The 26,583-nt window shown below is 45.1% G+C and carries 21 protein-coding genes; 1 reads left to right on the forward strand and 20 read right to left on the reverse strand.

Going from position 1 to position 26,583, the window contains the following annotated elements; translation table 11 throughout:
- Positions 1-72: 72 nt before the first annotated feature.
- The 3 genes from N6H06_RS19440 to N6H06_RS19450 form a co-directional block, all read right to left on the reverse strand.
- Positions 73-1,047, reverse strand: coding sequence for a LacI family DNA-binding transcriptional regulator (locus N6H06_RS19440; protein ID WP_318527591.1), 975 nt, complete (start codon positions 1,045-1,047; stop codon positions 73-75).
- 1,135 nt (positions 1,048-2,182) lie between these two features.
- Positions 2,183-3,622 carry a 6-phospho-beta-glucosidase BglA gene (bglA, locus tag N6H06_RS19445; protein ID WP_263707765.1) on the reverse strand — a complete coding sequence of 480 codons (1,440 nt, stop codon included), beginning with the start codon at positions 3,620-3,622 and terminating at the stop codon, positions 2,183-2,185.
- Positions 3,623-3,634: 12 nt separating this feature from the next.
- Positions 3,635-5,533: a beta-glucoside-specific PTS transporter subunit IIABC gene (locus N6H06_RS19450; RefSeq protein ID WP_263707766.1), complete on the reverse strand. Its 1,899-nt coding sequence runs from the start codon at positions 5,531-5,533 to the stop codon at positions 3,635-3,637.
- A 168-nt stretch (positions 5,534-5,701) separates the two neighbouring features.
- Here N6H06_RS19450 and N6H06_RS19455 point away from each other — a divergent pair, with 168 nt between their 5' ends.
- Positions 5,702-6,409, forward strand: coding sequence for a GntR family transcriptional regulator (locus tag N6H06_RS19455; RefSeq protein WP_263707767.1), 708 nt, complete (start codon positions 5,702-5,704; stop codon positions 6,407-6,409).
- 372 nt (positions 6,410-6,781) lie between these two features.
- On the opposite strand, the gene N6H06_RS19460 is transcribed toward N6H06_RS19455, so the two are convergent.
- The 17 genes from N6H06_RS19460 to pcrA form a co-directional block, all read right to left on the reverse strand.
- Positions 6,782-7,387, reverse strand: a complete 606-nt coding sequence (locus tag N6H06_RS19460; RefSeq protein ID WP_213029458.1) for an NDxxF motif lipoprotein — start codon at positions 7,385-7,387, stop codon at positions 6,782-6,784.
- A 65-nt stretch (positions 7,388-7,452) separates the two neighbouring features.
- On the reverse strand, positions 7,453-8,829 hold the full coding sequence (gene rlmD / locus N6H06_RS19465; protein ID WP_263707781.1) for a 23S rRNA (uracil(1939)-C(5))-methyltransferase RlmD: 1,377 nt from the start codon (positions 8,827-8,829) through the stop codon (positions 7,453-7,455).
- A gap of 74 nt (positions 8,830-8,903) precedes the next feature.
- Positions 8,904-9,362, reverse strand: a complete 459-nt coding sequence (locus N6H06_RS19470) for a flavodoxin (RefSeq protein ID WP_062750188.1) — start codon at positions 9,360-9,362, stop codon at positions 8,904-8,906.
- 206 nt (positions 9,363-9,568) lie between these two features.
- On the reverse strand, positions 9,569-10,477 hold the full coding sequence (locus tag N6H06_RS19475) for a diacylglycerol kinase (RefSeq protein WP_062750419.1): 909 nt from the start codon (positions 10,475-10,477) through the stop codon (positions 9,569-9,571).
- A 208-nt stretch (positions 10,478-10,685) separates the two neighbouring features.
- Positions 10,686-12,116: an Asp-tRNA(Asn)/Glu-tRNA(Gln) amidotransferase subunit GatB gene (gene gatB, locus N6H06_RS19480; RefSeq protein WP_263707768.1), complete on the reverse strand. Its 1,431-nt coding sequence runs from the start codon at positions 12,114-12,116 to the stop codon at positions 10,686-10,688.
- A 15-nt stretch (positions 12,117-12,131) separates the two neighbouring features.
- Complete coding sequence (gene gatA, locus N6H06_RS19485; RefSeq protein WP_213029460.1) at positions 12,132-13,583, reverse strand: Asp-tRNA(Asn)/Glu-tRNA(Gln) amidotransferase subunit GatA; 1,452 nt, start codon at positions 13,581-13,583, stop codon at positions 12,132-12,134.
- Between the two features lie 27 nt (positions 13,584-13,610).
- A complete protein-coding gene (gene gatC, locus N6H06_RS19490) occupies positions 13,611-13,898 on the reverse strand; it encodes an Asp-tRNA(Asn)/Glu-tRNA(Gln) amidotransferase subunit GatC (protein ID WP_062750191.1) in 288 nt (95 codons plus the stop codon).
- 170 nt (positions 13,899-14,068) lie between these two features.
- Complete coding sequence (locus N6H06_RS19495) at positions 14,069-14,554, reverse strand: DinB family protein (RefSeq protein WP_062750192.1); 486 nt, start codon at positions 14,552-14,554, stop codon at positions 14,069-14,071.
- A 35-nt stretch (positions 14,555-14,589) separates the two neighbouring features.
- Positions 14,590-15,558: an immunoglobulin-like domain-containing protein gene (locus N6H06_RS19500; protein WP_213029461.1), complete on the reverse strand. Its 969-nt coding sequence runs from the start codon at positions 15,556-15,558 to the stop codon at positions 14,590-14,592.
- Positions 15,559-15,726: 168 nt separating this feature from the next.
- A complete protein-coding gene (locus N6H06_RS19505) occupies positions 15,727-16,065 on the reverse strand; it encodes a hypothetical protein (protein ID WP_062750194.1) in 339 nt (112 codons plus the stop codon).
- A gap of 210 nt (positions 16,066-16,275) precedes the next feature.
- Positions 16,276-17,229 (reverse strand): ABC transporter permease, encoded by a 954-nt coding sequence (locus N6H06_RS19510; protein WP_263707769.1) that lies wholly within the window; start codon positions 17,227-17,229, stop codon positions 16,276-16,278.
- A 2-nt stretch (positions 17,230-17,231) separates the two neighbouring features.
- Positions 17,232-18,278: an ABC transporter permease gene (locus tag N6H06_RS19515; protein WP_404830365.1), complete on the reverse strand. Its 1,047-nt coding sequence runs from the start codon at positions 18,276-18,278 to the stop codon at positions 17,232-17,234.
- A 1-nt stretch (position 18,279) separates the two neighbouring features.
- Complete coding sequence (locus N6H06_RS19520) at positions 18,280-19,818, reverse strand: ABC transporter ATP-binding protein (RefSeq protein ID WP_213029463.1); 1,539 nt, start codon at positions 19,816-19,818, stop codon at positions 18,280-18,282.
- A 71-nt stretch (positions 19,819-19,889) separates the two neighbouring features.
- Positions 19,890-20,984 carry a BMP family lipoprotein gene (locus tag N6H06_RS19525; protein ID WP_062750197.1) on the reverse strand — a complete coding sequence of 365 codons (1,095 nt, stop codon included), beginning with the start codon at positions 20,982-20,984 and terminating at the stop codon, positions 19,890-19,892.
- A 149-nt stretch (positions 20,985-21,133) separates the two neighbouring features.
- Positions 21,134-22,288: a CamS family sex pheromone protein gene (locus tag N6H06_RS19530; protein ID WP_062750198.1), complete on the reverse strand. Its 1,155-nt coding sequence runs from the start codon at positions 22,286-22,288 to the stop codon at positions 21,134-21,136.
- 16 nt (positions 22,289-22,304) lie between these two features.
- Positions 22,305-24,320, reverse strand: a complete 2,016-nt coding sequence (ligA, locus tag N6H06_RS19535) for an NAD-dependent DNA ligase LigA (protein WP_263707770.1) — start codon at positions 24,318-24,320, stop codon at positions 22,305-22,307.
- Positions 24,321-24,336: 16 nt separating this feature from the next.
- Positions 24,337-26,583: a DNA helicase PcrA gene (gene pcrA / locus N6H06_RS19540; RefSeq protein WP_263707771.1), complete on the reverse strand. Its 2,247-nt coding sequence runs from the start codon at positions 26,581-26,583 to the stop codon at positions 24,337-24,339.

Here is a 26,583-nt window from a genome sequence, read left to right on the forward strand (position 1 = left end):
AAATGGATGTTTCCTTAATTTCATTTGACAAAAGTCTAATCCATGAAAACCTTTTCATATCAAGCGATTTTTTTATTTTTTTTTAGGAAAGGATACTGTAGTGCGTTTGACAAGATGGAATGGTTGTTTAATTTTTTTATTCACACCATCAAAGAAAAGTTGAAATGCTTGTTCTCCAATGCTTTTTATATTCAGGTCTAAAGTTGTCAATCCAAGGGCCTCGGAAATAGGGGCATTATCCAATCCTATGATTGATAATTCCTCAGGGATTTTTATAACGTGAGCTTTTGCCTGAATAATCATTCCAGCAGCTACTTCATCTCCGTTTGCCAAGATTGCAGTGGGCATATTTTCTTCATTGTATAGCTTATCAATAACTTTCTTTCCATCATTAAGTGTAAAGCAGTCGGTAAATACCCAAGAAGTTGATACTTTCTGATTAACTTTGCTAAGACAATCTTCAAATGCTGAAAAACGCATTTTACTGCTTAGACTATTTTTTCTTCCTGTACAATACCCGATATTTCGATGCCCTTTGCCTATTAAGTATTTTAAAACTGATTTGAAAGCATCATAATGATCTATATAAACACAGGGTGCCTCTTCAACAAATTCGCAACCTATGATTGGACCATATTCAGTGAAAGAAAGTATTGTTTCCCAATCATTAGCATGCGACCATATGATTAAACCATCCAGTTGTTTTCTTTTTAACATAAGCAAGTAATTTAATTCTATTTTTTTATTATAGTTTGTAGCACAGCAAAGCACAGCATAATTGTTTTCAAACGCTTTTTCCATCACCCCTCCAACCAGAGATTGAAAATATGGATGGTTTATATATGGGATTATGACACCCAATGTAAGCGTTTCCCCTTTAACTAGATGAATAGCATTAAAATTTTGTTGATAGTTCAATTCCTCAATAATTCTTTTAACCTTAATTCTTTTTTCTTCACTTACATAGGGATGGTTATTCAATACTCTAGATACTGTAGTTATTGATACTCCAGCCAATTTAGCTATATCCTTGATAGTAGGAATTATAGTTCACCCCTTATTTTTAAAATTAATAATCGATCGATTACAATGATAAACCATTAGCGTTCAGTTTGCTACCAACGATTAATCCGTCTTTGAACAAGGATTTTCCAAGGCAAACTAACATGCCTTTCAGTTATATGCTTGGAACTGCGTTAAATGTACAAGTTATTATCCCCTTAGATATATGCCGATGGGTAGCAGTTGACTAATAATGGTTTTTGTCCAGACTAAGAACAATACTTGAAAAAAAAGAGGTTTTGTTATATGCATCAAAAGTAAATAAAAGACCATATCTTGAAAATGAGATCCTAGTTTTGTCGATCATGAAAGAGCCTCTTGCTTTAGCGATCAAAATTCAGCTGTACAGGTGATCAACATTAGTCAATCCTGGCCATCCTGATTACCATATTATTTGAAAGGAAATTCCTACAGTCTATTAAATTAAATCGGTAAACGTATTCTGTTGTGAATTTGGTAAATAACATGCAAAGGATGGTAAAATCTAGTGACTGTAATAATTATCTCACTTTATTTAACACTCATCAAGTTCGTTTTTCTTTAAATTTATCGTATATTGTGCAAATTTAATTGTTTTTGTTACTTCATTCAAATACTTGATTTAATTGCATTTAGATAAACTTTTTCTACTTTGCCCCAAAGTCATTCAAGCGTTTTTGCCCTCTTGTTTGCTGGTCAAACGAATCACTTGAGGGGAATCCTTTTCACTCTTACGTTTTACGATTTCCTTAAAGTTATTAAGAGATACTTTGGATGGTGACGTCCATCCCGGTGCCCTCATATACTCGAATCAAGGTTTTCATTATACACAAGTAAAGGTAAGAGATCTGGTTGGCACAATCAATGTCATGCATAGGCAACTGTTTATACATTTTATCAATGGAATCTTTTTTGGATACTTTAAAGATCATGTAAAAGCCAGTGCTTATAAGATGCTCCTTGAATTAAGAGGTAAAGTCGAGGGCTCTATTGACTATTAAAACTCTGGTCGTTACCAATGGGATTAAAAAGAATGACCCTGGAACAATACCAAGGTCATCACTTCATCACTAGCTGCTTAAATTTTTGACTGTCTATTAAGAAAGGGTGTAGATCATCCCTTATTCCTAGATCTACTTATTTACAACTTTTCTCCATTCGAAGCAATCACATTTTTATACCACTCAAACGAATCTTTCTTCGACCGTTTCATCGATCCATTTCCTTCATTATCACGATCGACATGAATCATGCCATAGCGTTTCTTCATTTCACCAGTAGTGAAGGAAACAATATCGATGATTCCCCATGGTGTGTAACCAAGCAAATCGACCCCATCGTAAGTCACCGCTTTTTTCAGCTCTTCGATGTGGGAACGTAGGTAATCGATACGCTGAGGATCATGAATGGATCCGTCCTCTTCCACAGTATCTACTGCACCGAAGCCGTTCTCGACGATAAACAGTGGAATCTGATAGCGGTCGTAAAAACGGTTCAATGTATAGCGCAATCCAATTGGGTCGATAGACCAGCCCCAGTCACTGGCTTTGATATATGGGTTCTCGACACTCTGGGCCAAGCCGCCATTCGTAATGTTGGCAGTCTGTTCTACTTCTTTATCACTTTTGACAGTTGTACTCATATAATAGCTGAATCCGAGATAATCTACCGTGCCATTCCGGAGTATCTCGTCATCGCCGTCTTCAAATACGATCTTGTAGCCTTCTCGTTCAAATTCCTTCAGTACATAGCTAGGATAGTACCCGCGTACATGCACATCTGGGAAGAAGTAGCGTTCCCGCATCAACTCTTCAGCAAGCATTACATCGGCTGGATTGGAGGAATACGGATAAATCGGCACATGGGATACCATTGCACCAATTTGGAATTCCGAATTGATTTCCTTCCCTTTTGCAACAGCGAGCGCACTGGCAAGTAGCTCATGGTGACCAGCCTGGTACATTACTTCTCGGGCATTTTCCCCCTCTTTGACTGTCACCCCTGAATTGGTCCAAAGGAATAATGGGTTAGCGGTGTCCATCTTGTTGTTAATTTCATTGAATGTCATCCAGTATTTCACTTTGTCTTTATAGCGGTTGAAACATACTTCAGCAAACCGAACAAAGTGATGAACAACTTCCCGGTTGCGGAATCCGCCGTATTTCCTTGCCAAATGCAACGGCATTTCGAAATGAGATAGTGTGATCACTGGTTGGATGCCATGGCTTAGCAGCTCATCGAATAGATCGTCATAGAATTTCAGCCCTGCTTCGTTCGGTTCCGCTTCATCACCTTTTGGAAAAATACGTGTCCAGGCGATGGAAGTCCGCAAGCATTTGAGACCCATTTCTGCGAACAAAGCAACATCTTCTTTATATCGATTATAGAAATCGATCGCGTCATGGTTTGGATAAAATTTGTCTTCTTCGATCGTTTCGGTAATTTCTCGCGGTACGCCATGCGCACCTGCTGTCAAGACATCAACGACACTCGGGCCTTTGCCGTCCTGATTCCAGCCGCCCTCAAATTGGTGAGCAGCGAGTGCGCCACCCCATAAAAAGTCCTTCGGTAATGAATTCATCTCTATCTCCTCCTATTTCACAACAGTAAGCAAGTCATCGCCTTGTGTCGCTGTCTCTGTTTCATTAATGATGATTTCAGTGTAGTTAGCTACGTTGGTCACAATAACAGGCGTGATTGTCTGTAGACCTGCTGCTTTTATCGCTCCCATGTCAAACTCACTCAATACATCCCCTTGTTTTACTTTGTCTCCTTCTTTTATATGCAAGGAGAATGGTGAGCCATCCATTTGCACCGTATCCAGTCCAACGTGTATCAATACCTCGGCACCGGAATTCGAGCGCAAGCCGATGGCATGCTTCGTTGGCGCAACCATCACGATCGTTCCATCAAATGGTGCGTACACCTTATTATTAGACGGTTCAATCGCCAATCCTTTGCCCATAGCCCCTGAACTGAACACTTCATCTGGCACTATCTCCAAAGCGAGAAGCTTCCCGGTTAAAGGGGCATGGACCACTTCTTCATTGTTTGCAGCTGCAGACGCTTCTGCCTTGGCATCTTTCTGATCCACTGCTACACTGCTGTCTGCTTGTGTAGCAGCGTCTTCCCCAAAGCCAAAGAGTTGAATCAGGACAATCGGCAGGATAATAGCGATAACAGTGCCGATAACAATTCCCAAGAAACTTGTCGGGTAATCTGCATTAATGCCATTAACAATGGTTAATGGTCCTGGAAGTCCTGCATAAGCGAAATAATATGGATTGAAAAAGCTTGCAACAATAGCACCCACTGCACCAGAAATACATCCAATGATGAATGGTTTCTTGAATCGAAGTGTCACACCATAGATTGCTGGCTCTGTTATGCCGAATATGCCAGTAACACCTGCAGAAACACCGATTTTCTTCACTTCTTTACTTTTTGCTTTCAGGATGACCCCCATTACCGCTCCAACCTGAGCAATAACGGCAATCGTTTGATAAGCCTGGAAAGAATCACGGCCAAATTGGTCGAAGTTTGCCAAAACCATTGGTGTAATACCCCAGTGGACACCGAAGATAACGATAACCTGCCACAGGGAGCCAATGATTGCACCTGCAAGCCATGGAGCGTATTCAGCCAAAAAGTTATATCCATTCGCAATTCCATTTGCTCCAAGGGATGTCAATGGGCCAATTGCTACAAGTGTTAGCGGAACCATGACCAAAATGGAAATCAGCGGCACGAACAACGGACGGATTACTTCGTTCATATGCTTGTTCAAGAAACGTTCCAAGTAAGAAAGTATCCAAACTAGGAATAATGGCGGCAAGACAGATGATGTGTAAGTAGTCTCTGATAATGGCAGCCCAAGAAAATTCATGCTGTTCCCATCAGCGATGCTGGCAGCCATCGTTGCCCAATCAGGACTGACAAGCGCAGCACAGGCCGCAACTGCAATATACGTATTAGTCTTGAAATGCTTGGATGCTGTTATCGCTATGAAGATCGGCAGGAACGTAAACGGTGCCCATGAAATGAAGCTCAATACTTGGTACGTACTTGTTGCTTCGAAGTCCTTGGACATCAAGTTAATTAAAATTAGTGCACCTTGCAAAATACCAGCTGCTGCTAGGACATAGATAAATGGCGCAAATACCGCAGACATGGTGGCAATGATACGATTTAGAATGGAGCCTTTATTTTGATTATCCACTTCGGCCGTATCCACATTCACTAGCTTGGCGAATTCTTCATAAACTTCGCCGACATGCTGGCCGATTACGACTTGGAATTGACCGCCATTCTCTACTACTGTAATAACTCCCGGCAAACTGTTGACCTCTTCTTTTGCTGACGGCTTTGACCGTTTCAGCACTAAGCGCAGACGCGTCGCACAACGGGCAGCGTTTACAATATTTTCTTCACCACCGACAGCCTTCAATATATCTGCAGCAAGTTTTGGATAATCCCTTGTTTTATTAGCCATTTGAAACACCTCTTCCCCACTAATTATACACTCACATTATAATTATAACGGTACAATTTATCAATGCTAAACTAATAAAATTAACAGTGTATACTAAAATAGTGGGGGTTTCCGTAATTGAGCGGCTGTGCTAAAATCACACTATCTGAATATATAAGGAATGTTTCTATGCTTAAATATCAGCAAATTGCTTACGATATACAGCAAGACATCGAGAATAATGACCTTCCGCAAGGCACGAAGCTACCGGTGCTGGAAACCCTGATGTCCCAATATAAAGCGAGCAAAAGCACCGTTATCAAGGCACTCAGCCTGCTCGAACGAAAAGGACTCGTTTACCAAGTCCGTGGCAGTGGTATCTTCGTGCGCCGCCGCAACCGAAAAGGCTATATAAGCTTTTCTAACCATGGCTTCAGTGATGAACTACGCGAATTTGATATTACTTCTAAAGTATTGGATCTCGAAATCCGTAAACCTTTAGCCGAAGTTGCTTCCAACCTTAAGATTAACCCAGAGGACGATGTCTACTACGTTAAACGAATTCGTTATATCAACGGACAAACATTATGTCTCGAAGAATCCTATTATAATAAGGAGATCGTCACCTATCTGAATAACGAAATCGCCACCGGTTCTATCTTCGATTACATCAGCAACGCCCTGGGAGCGAAAATCGGCTTTTCCGATTTGTATATGCACATCCAGAAACTGAATGAAAGCGAAGCACAGTTTCTTGGACTCCAAAAAGGCGATCCGAAACTTTTCGTCGAAACGATATTCTATTTGAATAACGGCCAGCCGTTCGACTTTTCAAGAATTACCTATAACTACGAACAGGCGCAGTTCTTCTTCCAATCGACGGGGTATTCGTTGTAAGTAGGCAAAAAACAAATTACCACTTGGTAACACTTGCTTCAGGCACTAACAAAACGCCTCTGAGAACTCAATCTCAAAGGCGTTTTGTCTAGTGGCATCGGCGTTTGCTTTATTTTGGTTCGAATTTCTTGCAATACAAAACCTTTGTCGCTGGTTCTTTTTAGAATGGGATAAAATCACTATCCCAATGATCATCTGTTCAATTAGGACATCCCCGTGTACATCGCTTTTCTTTTCCTCTTTAATTGTCCAAAAAAGCCTGCCGACTACCTCAGCAAAACGGAGACTTTGTCGACAGGCTGAAGCGGCCCCCTTTTTAATCGAGGGCCGCTTTTTTCAATCTCATCGGATGCAATGAATGATCCTGATTTCTTATTCTTCTCGTCCAAAAGCCTTTGTATCAATGTTTTTCTCATCAAGGAATTCTTCTATTTTTTTCTGTTCTTTTCCATTCACTACACCACTTTGATCGATTAGTGATCCAAAGTCCATTTCCAAAAAATTTCCTTCACTAATGTCGTCAATCAGATTATTGAGTGCATCATTTAACTCATAAAGGTATTGATTGGACGCTGTCATGTACTGACTAATTCTATCAGCCTCTTCTTGATACCCTTCAGGCAACGTATTATTTAAAATATAATTAGAGAAATTCTCATCGTTTTCTTTTATGAGCTTGTTAATTTCGTTAAATGCATCCAAATCACTTTTAGTTAATTGTTCACCTGCATCGATCATCTCCTCGAATGGATCGCTTGCATGATATAAATCTTCGCTGCTGTCTAAATACATTTTTATGCTTTGTTTGATTTCTTCTTCGTCAATGAAATCATTGTTTTTTTCAGAAGTGAAAATCGTACTCGGTATTTCTACGTCGCTTGTGCTAGGTGTTGCATCCTCAGTAGCATCGATATTTTCTTCTTGGGAACATGCAGCCAACACAAAAATGATGAAGAAGCTAATAACGATTCTTTTCATTCATTTCTCCCTCTTTCCTCTCTCCACTTTATCTCCCGCTCCTTAAATATTATACACGGTTCTAGTTACGAATTTATAACTAAGCTCGCCACAGCTTCTACATGCGTCGTCTGCGGAAACATATCAACAGGCGTCACTTCTTCCGTCTTGTAGCCGCCATCTTCGAGAATGCGCAAATCACGGGCCAATGTTCCTGGGTTGCAGGATACGTATACAATGCGTTTTGGCTTCATTTCAATCATTGTCCGCAGCAACGCTTCGTCGCAGCCTTTTCGCGGTGGGTCGACGACAATGACGTCGGCGTCGATGCCTTGGTCATGCCAGCGTGGAATGACTTCTTCTGCTTCGCCGACGGCAAATGTGGCATTGGTGATCTGGTTGAGTTTGGCGTTGCGCTTGGCGTCTTTAATTGCTTCGGGGACAATTTCGACTCCGTAGACATGGCGCGCTTTTTTGGCTAAAAACAGTGAAATCGTGCCAATGCCGCAATACGCATCGATAACAGTTTCGTTTCCTGTTAAGTCAGCGTATTCGAGCGCTTTCCTGTACAGGCGGTTCGTCTGTTCAGGGTTCACTTGGTAAAAAGACCGGGCTGAAATCGCAAAGCGAATCCTGTTTATTTCATCATACAAATAGTGCTCGCCCCAGAGCACTTCTGTTTGCTGACCGAATATGACATTTGTCCGTTTGTTGTTGATGTTTTGGACGATGGAGACGACGCCTGGCACATGCTTTCGAATACCGGAAATGAACGCTTCCTTGTGAGGAAGCTTCTTTTCTTTTGTGACGAGTACAACCATGACTTGCCCAGTCGTTTTTCCGTAACGGGCGACAATATGGCGCAACACGCCTTGATGGTTTTGTTCCTGGTAGGCGGGGATGCGCAGCTCTTTGGCTAGCTGTTTAACTGTCTGCACGACCATATCATTTTCTTTATGTTGGATGATGCATTGGTCCATATCAACGATGGAGTGGCTCCGTTTCGCATAAAAGCCAGCAACGAAATCGCCTTTTTGGAAAGCGACTGGCACTTGCGATTTATTGCGGTATCTCCATGGATCGTCCATGCCGATGACAGGGCGGACAGGTACGTCGGGAAGTTTGGCGACTCGATCCATGACATCTTTTACTTGTTTTTGCTTATAAGCAAGTTGGGCGCTGTAATCCATATGTTGGATTTGGCAGCCCCCACATTTATAGAAGATCGGGCACGGCGGCTCAACGCGATGCTCGCTTTTTGTTTGTACTTGGAGCAAGCGTCCATAGCCGTAGCCCGCTTTTGTTTTTACCACTTTAATATCGACTGTTTCGCCAGGGAGTGCCTGAGGGATAAAGAGGGCGTAGCCGTTTACTTTCGCTACGCCTGCCCCTTCATGGGTCAAATCTTCTATTGTAACGGTGAGCGTTTCGTTTTTTTGTACAGGGGGTGCTTGTTTTTTCATCATTAATATACGTCCTTTGCAAACATTCCTTTTCCTCGCCTCATTGTACCATGAAGTTTGCTCGGGACAAAGCGCTAAACCGTCTGGCGTTGCTTGAGTGCAGTGAGAAATGTGTTTGCAAATGAACGACATGCTGCTCGTTCTTCGTCTGTATTCGGGTCGAATTCCATTTCAAGGCCTTCGGCGGTGACGGTGGCGCCGCCATTTCGCAAAATCGATTCAAATGTATGGACTGCTTCACAAAAAGCAGGGTAAACGCGGTCTCCTGAACCGAAAACAGCGGCAATGACGCCTGTTAAGTCGAGTTCAGCTAACTCTTCGGCAAAATCTTCGGCTTCATAGGGCAAGTCGCCGTCTCCCCATGTATAACTACCGATCAATACTCCCTCGTAATTCAATAGTTCCGAAGCGTTATAGCCGTCCATTTCCTCCATATCGACTTCAACGCCGTTTGTTGCTAATTCTGCTTTGATTAGTTCAGCCATATCTTCCGTATTTCCAGACATGCTGGCAAATACAATCAATACGCGCATGAAAGTCTCTCCCTTCCCGTTCCTTACATTTATAATAATGATATTGATAATCATTTTCAATGAAAAAACAGGGAACAATTCTCTAAAAATCTGGTTACCTTGTTTTTTTGCGAGAAAAGCAAAGGGAGCCTCCCCTATAAGAAACCATTTTTTCTAAACGCACGAACAAAAACGCAGCTTCTTTTCTTTCAGAAGCTGCGTTTTCACTAGTTTCGCTTGCGGTCTTTCGGCATAAGCATCTGGAAATGGTGATACAAATTTTCGAATTCGGCCGGCAAGACGCCGCCTCGTTCGCCGTCGAGGTTCAACTTCATTTCATCGTCTCCCATGACCGATACTTTAATGCGGTTCGCTTTTACATACATTAATTTCGGGTGGTTAATATGCTCGCCCCGGAGCGCAAGCGATGCCAAATGGACAAACTCAGGAAACGATGTCTTCTTGACAATGATAAAGTCAAACAACCCATCTTGAATGGAAGCGGCTGGGCATAGTTTTTCAAAACCGCCGACTGAGTTTGTATTGGCGATCAAAAACATCATGATTTCGTCTTCAAACTGTTTGCCATCATATTCGACATGGACAAAAGTCGGCTTGACTTGCGGCAATTTTTCCAGCCCTTTAATGTAATAAGCGAGCTGGCCAACGATTGTCTTTAGCTTTGCCGGAACTTCATATGTTAACTCAGTTAACGTTCCTGCGGCAGCGATATTGGTAAAATACTTCTGGTTCATGCGGCCAATGTCAATGGGCTCAAAGTGGCCTTCACACAAAACGTCGCATGCTTTTTCAATATCTCTGGAAATGCCAAGCGCCCGGGCGAAATCATTGGTCGTCCCTGCTGGGATAATGCCGAGCATTGGGCGTTTCTCCAGCCCCGCTAGTCCGTTAACGACTTCAAAAATCGTCCCATCTCCTCCAGCAGCAATAACGAGATCAAAGCCCCGTTCTCCTGCTTGGCGGGCAGCCCGTGTCGCGCAGCCTTCCTCTGCTGTCGTCGCGTGTGCTGACGTTTCATACCCCGCCTTCTCCAGGCGTTCTAATATGTAGGCTAAGTTCTTTCTTAGTTGCTCACGGCCAGAACTTGGATTATAAATCAATCGTGCCCGTTTCATAACAATCCCTACTTTACTTTTTTGCAATCATGTCATTCTTCTATTGTACTAAAAACAATAGTGCGAATGGGCGTAAGATCTACTCAATTTTGTGAAAAATAACGGCAAGCAACACTTTCTATCTTTTCCCGTTTCTCGCGCTAGTAAACGCTGAGTCCATAAAAAAGCAAGAGAACGGCTTTTGTTCAGCTGTTCTCTTGCATGTTCCTTAGCGCTTGTCCATTTCTTCAAGCAAGAGTTTGTTAACCAATTGCGGATTGGCCTTTCCTTTTGTCGCTTTCATCATTTGGCCGACAAGGAAGCCAAGGGCACGATCTTTTCCATTTTTGTAGTCTTCAATCGATTGTGCATTGGCATCAAGCACTTCGGCAACCATTTTACGTAATTCGCCTTCATCGGAAATTTGCACGAGCCCTTTGTCTTTAACAATTTGTTCAGGGTCGCCACCATTTTCGATCAACTCTTTAAAAACTTTTTTGGCGATTTTTGAAGAAATCGTTCCAGATGTAATCAGCTTAATCATGCCGGCAAGCCCTGCTGGCGTAAGGGCTGAATCTTGCAGCTCTTTCTGCTCAGCGTTCAAGTAGGCAAGCACTTCACCCATCAGCCAATTGGAAGCCAGTTTCGCGTCAGCGCCTTCGCGAATCGTCTCCTCAAAGAAATCGGACATTTCTTTTGTTAGCGTAAGCACATGGGCATCATAAGCAGGCAAGCCGAGTTCGGTTACATAGCGGTCTTTGCGGGCATCTGGAAGTTCAGGAATTTCCGACCGGACGCGCTCTTTCCAATTGTCATCTATGTAGAGATTCACAAGATCCGGTTCAGGGAAATAGCGATAGTCGTCCGAGCCTTCTTTGACACGCATTAAAATTGTTTTATTGCCAGCTTCATCATAACGGCGCGTTTCTTGTTCGATCACACCGCCTGAAAGAAGCACTTGTTCTTGGCGTTTTTCTTCGTACTCTAGCCCTTTGCGGACAAAGTTAAACGAGTTTAAGTTTTTCAGCTCTGTTTTTGTGCCGAATGCTTCTTGTCCGATTGGACGCAATGAAATATTGGCATCGCATCGTAAAGAGCCTTCTTCCATTTTACAGTCGGACACGCCTGTATATTGAATAATCGCTTTAAGTTTTTCTAAATACGCATAGGCCTCTTCAGGCGTGCGGATATCTGGCTCAGAGACAATTTCCACTAGCGGCGTGCCTTGGCGGTTATAATCGACAAGTGAATGCCCGTCTGTGCCATGTGTCAGCTTGCCGGCGTCTTCTTCTAAATGAAGACGCGTAATGCCGATGCGCTTCTTCTTGCCGCCGACTTCAATTTCAATCCAGCCATGTTCGCCGATCGGCTTGTCAAATTGCGAAATTTGATACGCCTTTGGATTGTCTGGATAAAAGTAATTTTTACGGTCAAATTTCGTGTCAGTCGCAATTTGGCAATTGAGGGCCATCGCTGCTTTCATCGCAAAGTCGACCGCTCGTTTGTTTAATACCGGCAATACACCAGGATAGCCAAGATCAATGACACTCGTGTTTGTATTCGGTTCAGCGCCAAAATGGTTGGGGCTAGACGAAAAGATTTTTGAGTCTGTCTTCAGTTCCACGTGCACTTCAAGTCCAATAATCGTTTCAAAATTCATTTCCAAGTCCCCCCTTTACAATGAAGGTTTCTCTTTAGAGAAGTTTGTTGCTTTTTCATAGACATCAGCAACACGGTAAACCGTTGCCTCGTCAAAGTGCTTGCCAATGATTTGCAAGCCGAGCGGCAAGCCATCTTTGAAACCGCACGGGAGCGAAAGCGCTGGCACACCGGCAAGATTGACTGGTATCGTTAAAATGTCATTGGCGTACATCGTTAATGGGTCATCGGTTTTGGCGCCAATTTTAAACGCTGGGGTTGGCGCAGTCGGCCCAATGATCACGTCATAATTGGCAAAGACATCATCAAAGTCTTTTTTAATCAGTGTGCGGACTTGCTGGGCTTTTTTATAGTAGGCGTCATAATAACCTGAGCTAAGGGCAAACGTCCCGAGCATGATCCGCCGTTTCACTTCATCACCGAAGCCTTCAGCCCGTGTATTCTTGTACATATCGAGTAAGTTGTCGGCATTGTCAGTGCGGTAGCCATAACGAACGCCATCAAAACGGGCTAAGTTAGCAGACGCTTCTGAAGACGCAATGACATAATAAGCTGCAAGAGCGTATTTCGAGTATGGCAGGGAAACTTCTTCCCAAACAGCGCCTTCTTTTTCCAATACGTTAAGGGCATCGAACACGGCTTTGCGCATTTCTTCCGATACGCCATCGCCAATGTACTCCGACGGTACGGCAATACGAAGCCCTTTTATTTCGCCTGTAAGCGACTCTCTGTATGGCGGAACCGGCAAGTCAGCGGATGTCGAATCAGACGGGCAGTGGCCGGCAATCGCCTCAAGCAAATAGGCGTTGTCCTCGACCGTGCGTGTAATCGGCCCAATTTGGTCAAGGGAAGAGGCAAAAGCAACAAGGCCATAACGGGACACGCGCCCATATGTAGGTTTTAAGCCGACAACGCCGCAATAAGCAGCCGGTTGGCGAATCGAGCCGCCTGTATCAGATCCTAAAGCAAATGGGACTTCCCCTGCGGCTACTGCTGCAGCGGAGCCGCCACTTGAACCGCCTGGCACATAATCGGTATTCCACGGGTTTGTCGTCACTTGGAATGCCGAGTTTTCATTCGAAGAGCCCATCGCAAACTCGTCCATGTTGATTTTCCCAATCGTGACTGTTTCTGCTCCACGGAGTTTCGTCACAACCGTCGCGTCATAAATGGGATCGAAGTTTTCTAAGATTTTGCTTGAGCACGTTGTCCGCAAGCCTTTCGTGACAATATTGTCTTTAATGCCAATCGGCATGCCAAACAACACGCCTTTTTCGCTTGCGTCTACTTCGTCAAGCTTCTTAGCGAGACCACGCGCCCGTTCTTCGTCAAGGGTTAAAAACGCCTTTACTTTTGAATCAACGTCAGCAATACGCTTGTAAGAAGTATCGACAAGGTCAGAGACGTTGATTTCTTTTGCAGCAAGCAACTCATGCAGTTTTGTTAACGAATGATCAAATAATGACATGCTTGTCCTCCTGTCTATGCTTCAATCTTAAAATACCGACGGAACCCGGATTTGGCCATCTTCATGGTCTGGTGCATTTTTCAGCACTTCTTTCACATCAAGGCCTTTTTCCGGTTTATCTTCACGTAGGACATTATGCATTTGCAACACATGTGTCGTAGGCACGACGCCTTCTGTATCGACTTCATTCAGTTGTTCTGCAGCGGTAATGATGTCTTCAAGTTGGTTGCGGAATGTTTCAGCCTCTTCTTCCGTAATGGCCAGCCGGGCCAAATGGGCTACATGTTTCACTTGTTCTTTCGAAATTCTTGACATTTTGACACCTCCAAAACGGACTTGTTGACAATATGATTAATGATACCAAATTGCTGCAAGGCAAGCAACTTAGGCGGTACGACGGACAGGTATGTATGAAAACAGGCTTCGGTTAAATGGGCATAAGCGAACATAAGTATCCACTTTCACACCTATGCCCTTTTTACGACTCACTCAACTTGACTTGCGGTCAACTTCCGGCCAATGACATTTGCTGAAACTGGTTCCTTGCCAATTTCTCTCGCCCAAATAGACAATTGTCCAATATGATGGATTTCGTGGGCAATGATATGACGCATGACGATGCCCCATGTGTCATCGTACACCTTGCCATTTTCCCCCTTTTCAACATAACGGTTTTCTTCCATTTTCTCATCCCAGCGGTCTACAAACGCCTTTACTTCCACATGGTATGCTTGGTCAAGCGCGCGCACTTTCGCCAAACTTTTAAAGGAATCAAAGTCTTCCTCTGGGTTGGGCTTCCCTTGCAAGTCGCGAATCCAACTCCATTCCACATCGACAATATGGAACAACGTTCTTAAAATGCTGCCCACCCCTCCTGTCCGCTCAGCAAGAAGCTCTTTTTCGCTAAGTTGTTCACACCACTCATACCACTCACGCCGAACTTGCCAATTGTATTCAAAAAACCGTTTCATTGTGTTCACCCCTGAATCTCATGTCTTGCCGTGCATTATTTTATCTCAAACTCTGCCGCAAGCGTGAAACTCGAATCTATCCCGTGTGCCCATACTTCTTTTACCGCCCTGTATTTGCCTGGGCTAAGTCCCCCAATCTCAATGTCGTCACGATGCTCACCACCGATTGGCAATTCGACGCCAATTTCAATAAAAGCCAGTTCTAGCGGCACCGTTCGCCACTCTTGGCCGACTTGTTTTTCAATCGTATAATCAACGCCTAAAGATAATGGGACAGGGCCTTCGTTATGCAAAACAAGCGTTGCCGATGAATCAGCGGTTGAATAAACGCTTTCGGTAAATGCGAGTGTCGCATTCGCTTCAGGAATAGGGACATAGATATAGGAGAGTTTTGTATCTTCCACTTCGCCAGCAGCATTTAACATTTCAACGCTCAATAAATAGGCTGCATTCTCTTTTTCAGGCAGCATATTCTCATAGATTTCGGTTCCACTCGACTTCACCTTGTCTACATAAATGATGTCTTCATCAATTAACGCGCTTTTCGCAATCCCATCCCGTTCCGTCAACTGAACGCGGACATCGCGCTCTACTGGTTCTCCGTCCATTGTATGGCCAAAAAAGATAATTTCAAGTTTGCTGCCAGCTTGTTGGGTTCCTGAAGTAAGGCCATATCCTCTTATTGGGCGATTTTCTTCTTGTGAAAACCAAACGCCCGTTGGCAAATCATATTCCGTTTGCTGCCAAACCTCCTCTTTAATGTCAAATAAATCGGTAAAAGTAGCATCTACAGCAAGCGTATCGGTTAAACCATCGCCGATTTTAGACGGCAATTCGCCATGCCCTTTTGCCCAAGTTGCTTCATCATCAAGATGAGTCTGTTGATTGGAATTAGACGGTGAGTCTGCTCCCTGTATATTCGCTGTGTCTTGGCCGCAACTAACAAGTGTGACTGCCACACTTGTCGATATAGCGGCAAGCACAATGTTTCGAAAACGGTTCATGCCCGTTCACGCTCCTTTATTCTATTATACATATAAATGAGAAAAAGAGGGGGTCCAGCAGGTCACGATTAGGTGGCGTGAAAAGAAGAATGGAAAGGCAGAAAAGGAAAAATACTTGTGAAAGGATAAGAGGAAAACGTTCAAGAGGCATAAAGGAGTAAAAGCCGCTTACTTTGTCCGCTCTTTAATAGCGTCGGCAATAGCAGTTAATGCTGCAGCTGTTTTCATTTGGCTGTCTTCCACTTTAGAAAGGCGGGCATTTGTTTCCAATTGAGCAGTCTCTAAGTTGCCAATGCGGCGATTCATTACGACATGCTCTTCTTTCATTTCATCAAAACGTTTGTCCATATCGTTTTTCATGTTATCAAAGCGTTTGTCCATTTCCGAAAAGCGACTCTCCACTTGGTCAAAACGGGTTTCCATGTCATTTTTCATGTCAATCATCACTTTTCTCATCTCTGTGACTAGGGAAAACAACTGATCAAAATCACGGTCATTTGTCGTCATTTTGTGATCGCACCTCCCATTTTTCATCATTATAACCGAGGAAGGCGTAAAAAAGAAAGGCTTAATTCCGCGTTTTTGCCATTTGCCAAAAACATATCTCCCCCCAAAAAAGTTGGACAAAAAAACAAGGCAAACCACGGGCTTGCCTTGTTCAGTCTGTAGACATATCTAACAAACGCTTTTTAACAGCGGGAGTGATTGTGCATTCTTTTAGCGTGATCCTTTTATATAAGGCTTGCCTAACGCTTTTGGACCTTCTGCCCGACCAACAAAACCGGCAAGGGCTAAAATCGTCAGCACGTAAGGGGCAATCAGCAAAAATACAGGCGGCACATCAGAAAGAAACGGCAGCTGCTGGCCGACTACACCAAGTGCTTGGGCAAGTCCAAAGAACAACGTTGCCCCAATTACGCCAAGAGGGTGCCATTTGTCAAAGATTAACGCCGCCAGTGCCATAAATCCTTGGCCTGTGATCGTGGTTGCTGAAAAATTACCGCTAAACGTCGCTGCAAAAACAGCGCCGCCAAGGCCAGCAAACACGCCTGACAACATGACGCCGATATAGCGCATCTTGACTACTCGTATGCCCATTGTATCCGCGGCCTGTGGATGTTCGCCGACAGAGCGGAGACGCAAGCCAAACGGCCGATAATAAATGACATAATAAACAAGAAAGGCAAGTCCGAACGCAAGAAAGGATGTTGCATACACATTTGAAAAAAACAACGGTCCGATGACGGGAATGTCACTTAAACCTGGAATGTTAAAACGATAAAACCGGTTTTCAATATAAGCGGTTTGCCCGCTGCCGTAAAGCAAATTGATAATATAGACCGAAAGGCCAACTGCAAGAAAGTTTAAGGCAACGCCACTCACGACTTGGTCTGCTTGGAAATGGATCGAGGCGACAGCATGAAACAACGAAAACAGCGCGCCGACCACAGCAGCGACAAGCAACCCGATCCAAACAGATAGAGCGCCTACCCCTGCCGCTTCGAGAGTGAGCGTTGTGACGATGACAGAAAATGCCCCCATCACCATCAACCCTTCTAGGCCAATGTTGACGACGCCTGAACGTTCACTAAACAAGCCGCCTAGAGCAGCAAGCATTAAAGGGGCAGCAGAATAAATCGTCGTTGAAACAATTAGGGCGAGCACATCCATCGTTACTTATCCCCCTTTTTCCGCTTCAGAAGCATCAGGCGAACAACATAGCTTGAAGCGACAAAGAAAATAATCAGTGCAATGACAATGCTAATCAGTTCTGTCGGCACATCAGTTTGCTGGTTCATTGTCAATGCCCCTGTTTTCAAGCCTCCGAATAAAAAGGCAGACAAGAACACGCCAAGCGCTGTATTCGCACCTAGTAGTGCAACGGCAATGCCTTCAAAACCAACGCCTGTAAAGCCTGAAAGAATGCTCATGTATCCAAAAGTTCCTAAGCCTTCTGCCGCTCCTGCCAGTCCGGCAAATGCGCCAGAAATGGCCATCGAAAGAATGATGTTGCGGCTAACATTCATTCCTGCATAAGTGGAAGCATTTGCATTTAAACCAACTGCGCGAAGCTCATAGCCCGCTGTCGTTTTCCATAAAAAGAACCACATAAACAAACACGCGGCCACTGCGATTAAAAAGCCATAATGCAACCGTGAGTATTCTGTAAGAGACTGAAAGAATGGCGATGCCAAAGAGGCAGAAGGATAAACGCTTTCTGTCCGCTCGCCAGGTATAAGCAAGTAAGTGCGGATGACCGCATTGGCGGTATACAATGCAATATAATTCATCATAATGCTGACAATGACTTCATGGACATGAAGCTTTGCTTTTAAGATGCCGGGAACAAGTGCCCACAGCGCCCCAGCTACCGCCGCAGCGGCAATAGAAAGTGGGAGGTGGATGGCCATCGGCGCTTCAAAAGCGGCTCCAACGTAAACAGAGGCAAGCCAACCGACAATCAGCTGCCCTTCCACGCCAATGTTAAACAGCCCTGTCCGGTAAGCAAATGCAACAGCGAGCCCCCCTAGTATAAGCGGCGTCATCGTCCGGATCATTTCGCCAAAATAATAGCTGCTGCCAAAAATACCTGCTATTAACGCCCCATAAGCTTCAATGGGATTATGGCCCGTGATGACCATCACAATGGCGCCGACAAGCAGCCCGAGCAGGATCGCAAAAAGGGGAATGGCGACATGCATAGCTTTTCCGGCCAGCAATTTATTCACGTTCACTTGCTTCCACTCCTTTTTCACGGCTGCCTCCTGCCATCAACAGGCCGAGCTCCTTTTCATTTGTTTGGTCGGCTTTCACGATATCGACAATCTGGCCTTTGTGGATCACGGCGATACGGTCGCTCACGCTAAGAATTTCATCAAGTTCAAGGGACATGAGCAACACCGCTCTGCCTTTGTCACGTTCTTTGACAAGACGTTCATGGATCGTTTCAATCGCACCGACATCCAGACCTCTTGTTGGCTGTGCCGCAATCAACAGGTCTGGAGAACGGTCTACTTCACGGGCGATAATTGCCTTTTGTTGATTGCCCCCTGACAAGGCTCTAGCCGCCGTTTCGACAGAAGGGGTCCGTACATCGTAGTCTGCGACTAATTCTTTTGCTTTTGCCTTGATGGCTTCTGCGTTCAGCAGTCCGTTTCGTGAGTATGGTGCTTGGTAATACGTCTGCAGCACCATGTTTTCTTGGACGCTGAAGTCTAGGACAAGGCCAAGTTTATGGCGGTCTTCAGGAATATGGCCAACGCCCGCTTCCGTTACTTTGCGGGGGCTGAGGTCAGCCACGTTTTTTCCGTTTAAACGAATTTCTCCTTTTTCCACCGGGAGCAGGCCGGCTATCGCTGCGATTAACTCCGATTGGCCGTTCCCTTCAATCCCAGCAAGGCCAACAATCTCGCCTGCGCGAATTGTTAAGTCAAGCTGTTTGACCATTTCCACGCCGCGGCCGTCTTTGACATAAAGATTTTTCACTTCAAGCACGGTATCTTTTGGTACAGCTGGTGTTTTTTGTACACGGAAATTGACTTCACGGCCAACCATCATTTCTGCTAGCTCAGCCGTTGTCGCGCTTGCCACTTCGACGGTGCCAATCCCGCGGCCGCGGCGAATGACGGTACAAACGTCGCAAATTTGTTTGATTTCTTTTAGCTTATGTGTAATTAAAATGATGGACTTACCTTCTTCAGTCAGCTTTTTCATAATGTCCATCAATTCTTTGATTTCTTGGGGCGTCAGCACGGCTGTCGGTTCGTCAAAAATGAGGATGTCCGCGCCGCGATACAGCGTTTTTAAAATTTCAATCCGTTGCTGCATGCCGACTGAAATATCTTTGACCAATGCATCAGGGTCCACGGCAAGGCCATACTGGGCAGACAAGGCTGCAATTTCCTTGCTCGCTTTTTTCTTATTCATTCGGCCGCCTTTTGTCGGCTCCATGCCGAGAATGATATTTTCTGTAACCGTAAACGAGTCAACGAGCATAAAGTGCTGGTGGACCATGCCAATTCCAAGTTTGCCAGCAACGTTTGGGCTTGTGATCGCTACTTTTTCGCCCCGGACTTTGATTTCCCCTTGCTCTGGCTGATAAAGGCCAAACAAAATGTTCATTAGTGTCGACTTTCCAGCGCCATTTTCCCCTAAAAGGGCATGGATTTCCCCTTTTTTCAAGCGAAGATTGACATTGTCATTCGCTACAATGCCTGGGAATTCTTTGCGGATGCCGTTCATCTCAATGACATATTCCATAGGATCAAACGCTCCTTTAGTTAACGTAAAAAGAAAGGCTAGTTTTTCACACTAGCCCATCTGGATTTCGTTTATCCGGCAAACTCATTAAACTCGTCATCGGTTTTTGGCACTTCCAGCTCACCGTCAAGAATTTGCTGCATGTAATCGTCCATGCTTTCGATGATTTCAGGGCTTAGGTTATCACCAGTCGTCGCGTAATCAATTCCATCATCTTCAATTCCGTATTCAAGGATTTCGCCACCAGGGAAGTTGCCGTCCATCGTTTGCTGTGTCACATCTTGGACCGCCGTATCAACACGTTTGATCATCGACGTAAGTGTAACGGATTGGTCGCCCTCATAGACGCCTTCTTCATATTGGTCTTTATCGACGCCGATCGCCCATACTTGTTCGCCATTTTTGACACGGTTAATCGCTTCTGTAAACAGGCCATTCCCCGTGTTCCCTGCTGAATGGTAAATCACATCTGCTCCTGTCGTATACATGGTGTTGGCAAGCTGCTGTCCTTTTTGCGGGTCAGTAAATACCTCCGCATATTGGACAATCACTTCTGCATCAGGGTTCACCGCATGAACGCCTGCTTTAAAGCCGTTTTCAAACTTCTTAATTAACTCGCTTTCAACGCCGCCGATAAAGCCGACTTTATTCGTTTCCGTTTGCAAGCCTGCCGCAACGCCCACTAAGAAGGAGCCTTCATGCTCTTTAAATGTAATATTTGCTACGTTGCTTAATGGATCGCCATTGTCATCTGTTACGACTGAGTCAATGATCGCTAATTGTGCATCTTCGTTTTGCTGCGCCACTGTTTTGACAGCATCCGCCATTAGAAAGCCGATCGCCCAGCTAATGTCCGTGTTTTCCCGTGTAAGAGCGCGTAAATTCGGTTCAAAGTCTTGGGCAGTGCTTGACTGTACGTAATCGTAGTTTTTGCCTTCTTCCAACCCGTTGGCTTCGCCAAACGCTTTCAAGCCTTCCCAAGAAAATTGGTTGAACGATTTATCGTCAATGCCACTAACGTCTGTTACCATTTTCGCAGTAAAATCCGAACTTTCTCCTCCACCTTCTGAACCCGCATTGTTTTCCGAACCATCGCCTTGTCCACAAGCACCTAGCACAACAACCGATGCGAGACCAACCGATAATGCCTTGATCCATTTTTTCACGTGAGAATATCCTCCTATAATGACTTCCAGCTTCTGCTGAAAGCGTTTTTCTTCATGTGGCTCGGAATAACGGCAACGTCATTCCTTTTTTGCCAGCAAACATACTATAGCATAAAATCATCGTATAAAAAACGAACATTTTTAGCATTTTAGTTGATAATGTGAATAAACGGCTCCCGGTCTGGATGATACGAGACAATGCTCTCGAGTGAACCGGAAAGCGCTGAAATGTTTACATCTACTGGTATGTTTTCATAGTATTCTTCGACTTGGCCCGCAATGTATTGTGTTAAGGCGACAACTTCCGTCTTGCCTTTATATTGGATATTAACGTCAACATTGAGCTTTACCATTTGATTGTCTTCATAACGTGCTCTGCCAACGACGCCGACATTATTTGCGAAGAAGGCTTGCACATCGGTACGGAATTGGGCAAAGCGGTCCGCATCGTCACGATGGTCTTCATTGGCTGCAGGTGAAGGGAAATGGACATGCTCTTGGTTAATATCTACCCAGTGAGGGTTTTCTCCTGGTTCAAATGTGCCTACTTTAAAAAAATGGCCCGCATTGACAGCATCCTTCGGCTGTTGGCTAAATAGCGCCACGACAATCGGCACGTCGCTCAAGTCTTCCTCCGAGTCGACGCCTTCACGCATCCGATTGACAATCGTTTCAGCAAACTCCATTCCTTTTTCCTCTTGGACAGCAGCGCTGATCGGTACAGAATCTGACTTTCCGTCATGGGTAAATTCGTATTCGCTATATAGCGATAAACCGAGGGCCACACCGCCTGTTGAATAGTCGCCTTCATCATTTACATTCATGTAGTTTTGCTCGAGTACGTTCGCTAGCACCCAAGGGCTGTTTTTCTCTTGTTCCATCGGGTCATCCCCTCCGCCCAAAGGTGGATTTAGCCCATTCGGATTTTCTTCTTCATCGTAGCGAAGCAACCATGACTTTACCGTATCGCGAGAAAGATGGGTGCCCTCCTGAAAAAAGTAATCGTTTGGATCGAACCGTTCTTTGGCAATGTCCTCCAGTCCCAGCTCAAGCCAATCCAAGTCTTTGCGGCTATAACCTAAATCAAGGCCATAGCCACGCGTTTGTCCATGCACATATGCCCCATCTTGCAGGACACTTGCATAATAGTTCTCCTCTGACGGTACCGACGGGACAACGGTTAACGATTCATCCGCTTCCGAAACATCAGGCGTATTGGCTTCATCATCCTCTTCGCCGCCAAAGAAATTGCAGCCGGAGAGGAGAACAACGCCTGCCAAACCAAGTATCCCCACACGCTTCATCTTTCAATCCCCCTTGTTACTGTTCGCTTTGTTCAACCGCTTGTGTAAACTGTTCCTCTGTCCAAATGTCAATCCCAATGCTCTCCGCTTTTTTCCGTTTAGAACCTGCATCTTCCCCAGCGACAACCAAATCGGTCTTTTTGCTGACACTGTTCGTCACTGTGCCGCCGAGCGCTTCAATTTTTTCCTGCGCTTCTTTTCGCGTCCACTGGGACAATTTTCCGGTCAGCACAACTGTTTTGCCAGCGAATACCCCATCTTCTTCGTCTATCGCTGCTTTTTTCGGTCCTGTGTAAGTCATGTTGACACCAGCATTGGCTAGTTTTTCTAGCAACGTTGACACCTCTGGCTTTTGAAAATAGGAGACAATCGAGTCAGCCATTTTCTCGCCAATCTCATTTACGGCAAGCAATTCTTCAAACGTTGCCTCTTGGAGCCGTTCCATTGTTTCGAACTCATATGCTAGCGTTTTTGCTGCCTTCGCACCGACAAAACGGATGCCGAGCCCAAACAACAGCCGTTCAAGTGAATTTTCTTTTGATGCTTCAATCGCCGCCAACAAATTGTCGACAGATTTTTCTCCCATCCGTTCCAGCTGGAGCAATTCATCACGCTTCAACAAATATAAATCAGCCACATCAGCGATCAATTGATGCAAAAACAATTGGCTGATCACTTTTTCGCCAAGGCCGTCGATGTTCATCGCATTCCGGGAGACAAAGTGGATGAGCCCTTCACGAATTTGCGCTGGGCACTTCGGGTTCAAACAGCGCAGCGCCACTTCCCCTTCCAAGCGTTCCAAAACGCTATGACACTCAGGACACTCTGTCGGCATATGAAAGTCGACTTCCTCGCCTGTTCGTTTGTCCGTCAAAACGCCAACAACTTCTGGGATAATGTCACCTGCTTTTTTGACAATGACCGTATCGCCAAGCTTGACGTCTTTCTCGCGGATCAAGTCTTCGTTATGCAAGGAAGCCCGCCTTACGGTTGTTCCCGCGACAAGCACGGGATCTAATATGGCAGTAGGCGTTACTACGCCTGTGCGGCCAACATTTAGTTCGATATCGCGTAAAACCGTCAGCACTTCTTCGGCAGGAAACTTAAATGCCGTTGCCCACCGGGGACTCTTTGCTGTAAAGCCTAGTTTTTCATGATCGGCCAAGGAATTGACTTTCACGACGACTCCATCAATTTCATAAGGAAGTTCATGGCGCCGTTCAATCCATTTTTCTGTATAGGCAATGACGTCTTCAATCGTTTGGCATTCCGCTGCTTCTTCATTTACTTTAAAGCCAAGTTCTTTCAAAAACATCAAGCTGTCAAAATGGGTTTGCAAGTTTTTGCCCTCGACTTCGCCAATCGAGTAGGCAAATAGTGATAAATTCCGTTTGGCAGCAATTTTAGGGTCGAGCTGGCGCAAAGAGCCAGCTGCTGCATTACGAGGGTTGGCGAATTTTTCTTCCCCTGCCTGTTCTTTTGCTTCGTTCAAACGTTCGAACGATGCTTTTGGCATATATGCTTCGCCGCGGACTTCGATCGAATAAGGCTGTTTTAACCGCAAAGGGATAGCAGGAACGGTTTTTAAATTGTTTGTTATATCCTCGCCAGTAGTTCCGTCCCCACGGGTCGCGCCGCGGACGAGCTTTCCATTTGCATAAGTAAGCGATACAGCAAGACCATCAAATTTTAATTCGCACACGTAGGAGACGTGTTCGCCTACCGCTTGGCGGACGCGGCGGTCAAACGCGCGCAAATCTTCCTCGTTGAAGGCATTGGACAAGCTCATCATCGGCACTCGATGGGCCACTTTTTTAAAGGACGGAGCCGGCGGCCCGCCAATGCGTACGCTTGGTGAGTCTTCCGTAACCAGCTCTGGATAAGCCGCCTCAAGTTGAAGCAATTCATTCATGAGGCGGTCATACTCCGAGTCGGGGACTTTAGGCGTATCGAGCACATAATAATGGTAGCCGTAGTCCTCCAATAGGAGGCGCAGCTCTTTAAGCCTTTTTTCTGCTTGGTGCTTGTCCATTGGTCTGTCTTCCTCTCTAAGCTTTCGTGATAGGCGCAAATTTGGCAAATAGCCGCTTTACACCTGTAGGCGGAGTAAAGGCAATGTCCAGCTCGATGGAATCTCCTTCTCCTTTAATGCTGACGACTGTTCCTGTTCCCCATTTTTTATGGACGGCTTTGTCGCCGACTGACCAGTCAAAACTTTCCCCGCCTGTTGCCGTTACTCGTGGCGATCCGCTCTTGCTTGCAAAAACGCTTGAGCGCACACGCGCAGCGGCATTTGCGGCGGCTGGCTGCCTAGAGCCTCCTGTTCCCCAAGCTGGCATCTGACTGTCTTCTTCAATCAATTCAGCGGGAATTTCAGCAATAAATCGGGAAGTCGGGTTGGTATTCGTTCGTCCATAGAGCGTCCTCATTTTGGCACTCGTCAAATAGAGCCGTTTTTCGGCACGAGTAATGCCAACATAGGCAAGACGCCGCTCCTCTTCCATTTCTTCTTCCTCAAACAAGGAGCGGCTATGTGGGAACACCCCTTCCTCCATTCCGATCAAAAAGACATATGGGAACTCAAGTCCTTTTGCTGAATGAAGCGTCATCAGCGTAATGACCTCTTTTCTTGTCGCTTCCTCATCCTTATCGAGTTGGTCAATATCGGCAACAAGGGCTAAGTCAGTCAAGAAAGACACGAGATCTTTTTCCTCGCTCCGCTTCTCAAACTCTTGGGTGACCGTAATAAATTCGTCGATGTTCTCAAGCCGAGATTGTGCTTCAATCGTCTGCTCGTTTTTAAGCATCTCGCGATAACCGGTTTTATCAAGCAATTCTTCCACTAGCTCTGTAACTGAAAGATAATCTTGCATTTGCACCCAATTGTTCACTTGGTCGCGAAATTCCACAAGTTTCGTCCGCGCTCTGGCTGTAACGCCGATTTGCTCCAATTCCCCCAGAGCTTTGAACATCGAGAGCCCGTGGGCATCGGCATAAGCAGCGATCTTGTCTACCGTCGTCGCGCCAATGCCACGCTTAGGCACATTGACAACACGCTGTAAGCTAATGTCGTCATCGGGGTTGGCAACTAAGCGCAAATAAGCAAGAACGTCTTTAATCTCTTTGCGGTCATAGAACTTGGTACCGCCGACGATATTGTAGTCGAGATTAGATTTCACAAAATATTCCTCAATAATACGCGATTGGGCATTGGTTCTGTACAGAATCGCCACATCTTTGTAAGAAAATCCTGGTTCTGCTGCTGCTTCTTTTATTTTTTCGACGACAAATTGTGCTTCAGCTTGTTCTGTAGCCGCCTCGTATACGCTGATTTTGGCTCCTTCGTCATTTTCAGTCCAAAGGTTTTTTGGCTTGCGGTTGCCATTGTTAGCAATAACGCTGTTGGCCGCTTTCAGAATCGTTTTCGTCGAACGGTAGTTTTGTTCAAGCAAAATGACAGTCGCATCCGGGTAGTCTTTTTCAAAGGAGAGGATATTTTGAATATCGGCGCCACGCCAACGGTAAATCGATTGGTCCGAATCGCCGACAACGCAAATGTTTTGCAGACGGTCACCAAGGAGCTTCACAAGGCGATATTGTGCTTTGTTCGTATCTTGATATTCATCAACATGAATGTACTGGAATTTGCGTTGGTAAAAATCGAGCACTTCCGGCACTTCGTTAAACAACTGGATCGTCTTCATAATTAAATCATCAAAGTCAAGTGCGTTGTTTTGTTTCAATCGTTTTTCATATTCACTATACACATCGGCCGCTACTTGCTCAAATACGCCTGAGGCTGTTTGCGCAAATTTGCTTGCCGTTTGCAATTCGTTTTTAGCAGCAGAAATCATCCCTAATAGCGCTTTTGGGTCAAATTTCTTAGGGTCGACGTTTTGGCTTTTCAAAATTTGCTTTATGACTGAAAGCTGGTCAGATGAATCTAAAATTGTAAAATTGCGGCTGTAACCGATCCGGTCAATATCACGGCGCAACATCCGCACACACATCGAATGGAAAGTGGAAATCCAAATATCTTCAGCAATTGGTCCAACCAACTGCGCCACCCTGTCTTTCATCTCTCGCGCTGCTTTGTTTGTAAATGTGAGGGCGAGGACAGCCCAAGGCGGCGTCGCATGGCGCCGGAGCAAATAACTGATCCGGTAAGTCAGCACACGGGTTTTGCCGCTTCCCGCCCCTGCCATCAACAGCAAAGGCCCGTCTGAATGGGTCACAGCTTTTTGTTGCTCAGGGTTTAATTCAGATAGCATCCGTTCAATTATTGTATCTTGCAT

The sequence above is a fragment of the Shouchella tritolerans genome, from assembly GCF_025770735.1.
In the GTDB taxonomy this organism is placed as follows: Bacteria; Bacillota; Bacilli; order Bacillales; family Bacillaceae_D; genus Shouchella; species Shouchella tritolerans.

Excerpts from the sequence above, each read along its gene's own strand:
- bglA (WP_263707765.1), bottom strand. The coding sequence starts at position 3,622 with ATGAATTCATTACCGAAGGACTTTTTATGGGGTGGCGCACTCGCTGCT.
- N6H06_RS19450 (WP_263707766.1), bottom strand. The coding sequence starts at position 5,533 with ATGGCTAATAAAACAAGGGATTATCCAAAACTTGCTGCAGATATATTG.
- N6H06_RS19455 (WP_263707767.1), top strand. The coding sequence starts at position 5,702 with ATGCTTAAATATCAGCAAATTGCTTACGATATACAGCAAGACATCGAG.
- N6H06_RS19460 (WP_213029458.1), bottom strand. The coding sequence starts at position 7,387 with ATGAAAAGAATCGTTATTAGCTTCTTCATCATTTTTGTGTTGGCTGCA.
- rlmD (WP_263707781.1), bottom strand. The coding sequence starts at position 8,829 with ATGAAAAAACAAGCACCCCCTGTACAAAAAAACGAAACGCTCACCGTT.
- N6H06_RS19470 (WP_062750188.1), bottom strand. The coding sequence starts at position 9,362 with ATGCGCGTATTGATTGTATTTGCCAGCATGTCTGGAAATACGGAAGAT.
- N6H06_RS19475 (WP_062750419.1), bottom strand. The coding sequence starts at position 10,477 with ATGAAACGGGCACGATTGATTTATAATCCAAGTTCTGGCCGTGAGCAA.
- gatB (WP_263707768.1), bottom strand. The coding sequence starts at position 12,116 with ATGAATTTTGAAACGATTATTGGACTTGAAGTGCACGTGGAACTGAAG.
- gatA (WP_213029460.1), bottom strand. The coding sequence starts at position 13,583 with ATGTCATTATTTGATCATTCGTTAACAAAACTGCATGAGTTGCTTGCT.
- gatC (WP_062750191.1), bottom strand. The coding sequence starts at position 13,898 with ATGTCAAGAATTTCGAAAGAACAAGTGAAACATGTAGCCCATTTGGCC.
- N6H06_RS19495 (WP_062750192.1), bottom strand. The coding sequence starts at position 14,554 with ATGAAACGGTTTTTTGAATACAATTGGCAAGTTCGGCGTGAGTGGTAT.
- N6H06_RS19500 (WP_213029461.1), bottom strand. The coding sequence starts at position 15,558 with ATGAACCGTTTTCGAAACATTGTGCTTGCCGCTATATCGACAAGTGTG.
- N6H06_RS19505 (WP_062750194.1), bottom strand. The coding sequence starts at position 16,065 with ATGACGACAAATGACCGTGATTTTGATCAGTTGTTTTCCCTAGTCACA.
- N6H06_RS19510 (WP_263707769.1), bottom strand. The coding sequence starts at position 17,229 with ATGGATGTGCTCGCCCTAATTGTTTCAACGACGATTTATTCTGCTGCC.
- N6H06_RS19520 (WP_213029463.1), bottom strand. The coding sequence starts at position 19,818 with ATGGAATATGTCATTGAGATGAACGGCATCCGCAAAGAATTCCCAGGC.
- N6H06_RS19530 (WP_062750198.1), bottom strand. The coding sequence starts at position 22,288 with ATGAAGCGTGTGGGGATACTTGGTTTGGCAGGCGTTGTTCTCCTCTCC.
- ligA (WP_263707770.1), bottom strand. The coding sequence starts at position 24,320 with ATGGACAAGCACCAAGCAGAAAAAAGGCTTAAAGAGCTGCGCCTCCTA.
- pcrA (WP_263707771.1), bottom strand. The coding sequence starts at position 26,583 with ATGCAAGATACAATAATTGAACGGATGCTATCTGAATTAAACCCTGAG.